The 1715-nt window shown below is 30.0% G+C and carries 2 protein-coding genes; both read right to left on the bottom strand.

Annotation, left to right across the window (positions count from 1 at the left end):
• Window positions 1-368 (bottom strand): hypothetical protein (locus Q0370_RS11105; protein ID WP_299575706.1); only part of this gene is annotated, 368 nt, incomplete at its 3' end.
• 34 nt (window positions 369-402) lie between these two features.
• Window positions 403-1644, bottom strand: coding sequence for a peptidase T (gene pepT, locus Q0370_RS11100; protein WP_299575704.1), 1242 nt, complete (start codon window positions 1642-1644; stop codon window positions 403-405).
• Between the last annotated feature and the right edge of the window lie 71 nt (window positions 1645-1715).

The following is a 1715-nucleotide window of genomic DNA, read 5'->3' as shown; positions in this document are numbered from 1 at the left end:
TTTAGAATTTTTTGTCTTATATTCTTATTTTTTAATGTCATTTGCTTTTCATTGTCAAAATATGGATAATCATTATCAAATAAAACATTACTAAATAATGTTGTTTTAAAATTTAATAAATCAATATTTATCTTTTTTATAGCATTTATATCTAATCCTCCGCCTATTTTATACTTTGGAACATACAAAAAATTAGAACATTTATTTTCAAAAATTACACAGTATCCTTTTATTATTTGAATTTCCATTCCAGTTTTAATTTTCTCTGTGATAACTGGATAATATTCATAATAAGTTATTTCTCTTAATTTTTTTGCTTCAGAAAAAATTACTACTTGCAATAATAAAAAATAAATTATAACTTTCACTTATTTTTATCTCCTTCGTATACCCTTTTTCAATTTACTCTCCTTCAGCATTCAATCTTACAATCTCCACAATCACATCAGTTGCTAGAATCATACTCTCAAGTGCTACAAATTCATATTTCCCATGGAAATTTTCTCCACCTGCAAAAATATTTGGCGTTGGAAGTCCCATGAATGAGATTTTTGAGCCGTCTGTTCCACCACGGATTGGCTTGATTATTGGTTCTATTTCAAGGTTTTCCATTGCTTTTTTTGCTATTTCTACGATTTCCATGTGATCTTTTATGATTTCTCCCATGTTGTAATATTGATCTTTTATTTCAACTGTTACTAATTCTTTTTTGTATTTTTCATTAATTTTTTTTGCAACATTTTGAGCAAATTTCTTTTTTTCTTCAAACTTCTGTCTGTCGTGATCTCTTAAAATGTATGATAATTCAGCATCTTCACAATTTGCACGAATTTTTTCAAGAAAATAAAATCCTTCATATCCTTCTGTCTTTTCAGGCACTTCATCTGCTGGAAAGCTATTTATAATTTCTGCAGCTATTAAACTTGCATTTATCATTTTTCCTTTGGCTGTTCCTGGATGAACACTTTTACCTTTTATTTTAAATACAGCTCCAGCTGCATTAAAACTTTCGTATTCAAGTTCTCCCACGGGTCCGCCATCCATTGTATAAGCAAAATCCGCTCCAAATTCATCTACATTAAAGTTATCTGCTCCACGTCCAATTTCCTCATCAGGCCCAAACGCTACTTTTACCGTTCCATGCTTGATTTCTGGATGGTTAATCAAATATTTCATAGCCTCAATAATTTCCACAACTCCAGCCTTATCATCAGCTCCCAGAAGTGTTGTTCCATCAGTAGTAATTACAGTTTTTCCCACATATTCCTTTAAATTTGGAAATTCATGAGTAGATAATACAATATTTTGCTCCTTATTCAAGACAATATCTTTCCCATCATAGTTTTCCACAATCTGTGGATTTACATTAACTGCATTAAAATCAGCAGTATCCATATGTGCGATAAATCCAACAGTTTTCACATCTTTATCAACATTACTTTTCAAAGTCGCATTAACAAAGCAATTTTCATTCACATACACATCTTCCATCCCTATTTCTTCAAGCTCTTTTACAAGCATTTTGGCAAATTCAAGCTGTGTTGGTGTCGATGGAATACTCTCACTTTTTTCATCCGATCTAGTTTCAATCTTTACATATTTCAAAAATCTATCCTTTAATGTTTCATATTTGTTCAAATCCATTTATTTTCCCTACTTTCTCCATATTTTATAATTATAACCTATTTTACAATTTTTTACAGTTTTTTTCAATG

Origin of the sequence: uncultured Leptotrichia sp. (assembly GCF_938036635.1) — a bacterium.
Classification (GTDB): domain Bacteria; phylum Fusobacteriota; class Fusobacteriia; order Fusobacteriales; family Leptotrichiaceae; genus Leptotrichia; species Leptotrichia hongkongensis.
Note: the sequence above shows the minus strand (reverse complement) of the source record. Positions and strands in the feature narration are given on the sequence as shown.